This window comes from Stenotrophomonas pictorum JCM 9942, assembly GCF_001310775.1.
GTDB classification, from domain to species: Bacteria; Pseudomonadota; Gammaproteobacteria; order Xanthomonadales; family Xanthomonadaceae; genus Stenotrophomonas; species Stenotrophomonas pictorum.
Genome location: NZ_BAZI01000669.1, coordinates 1 through 931, shown reverse-complemented (window position 1 = coordinate 931; position 931 = coordinate 1). Strand labels below are relative to the sequence as shown.

The window sequence follows — 931 nt, the reverse complement described above, 5'->3', positions numbered from 1 at the left end:
CCGCCGGCCACACCGTCCGCGTGCGCGCGCTCGACCAGGTCGATGCCGCCCTGCTCGCCCGCATCCGCACCGCGCTGTTCGTCGCCAGCACCACCGGCGAAGGCGATCCGCCCGACCATGCCCTGGCCTTTCTCAGCCGGGTGATGCAGAACGCCACGCCACTACCGCAGCTGCAGTACGCGGTGCTGGCGCTGGGCGACCGCACCTATGACCATTACTGCGCCTTCGGCCACCAGCTCGACAACTGGCTGTGCGAACAGGGCGCGCGGGCGCTGTTCGATACCGTGGACGTGGACAACGCCGATGCGGACGCGCTGCGCCACTGGCAGCAGCTGCTCGGCCAGCTCGGCGGCGATGTCGCCCACCTGCCGGACTGGGCTCCGCCGCAGTACCAGCAATGGCGTTTGCAGCAGCGGCAGGCGCTCAATCCGGGCAGTGTCGGCGGCACCGTCTTCCACCTGAAGCTGCAACCCGTCGCCGGGGAACTGCCGGCATGGCAGGCCGGTGATATCGCCGAAATCGGTCCGCGCCACAGTGCCGGCACCGTCGCGCAATGGATGCATGCGCACGGCCTGCCGGTCACCGCCACGCTGGCCGATGGCCGCCCGCTGCAGGAGGTCCTCGCCGCGTGCCACTTGCCCGAACAGATCGACACCGGCGACCTCGCGGCGCTGGCCGCGGCGCTCAAACCGTTGCCGCATCGCGAATACTCCATCGCCTCGATGCCCTCGGAGGGCTCGTTGCAGCTGCTGCTGCGGCGCCAGCGGCGACCGGACGGCCAACCGGGACTGGCCAGCGGCTGGCTGTGCGACTACACCACGCCCGGTGATGTCATCGACCTGCGTCTGCGCGGCAACGCCAACTTCCATCCGCCGGCAGCGGAGGCGCCGCTGATCCTGGTCGGCAACGGCACCGGTATCGCCGGCCTGCG

General features: G+C 70.8%; 1 protein-coding gene. It reads left to right on the top strand.

Annotation, left to right across the window (positions count from 1 at the left end; translation table 11 throughout):
- Positions 1-20 precede the first annotated feature (20 nt).
- Positions 21-931: flavodoxin domain-containing protein (locus tag JCM9942_RS16935; RefSeq protein ID WP_256202422.1), on the top strand; the 911-nt coding region annotated here is incomplete at its 3' end.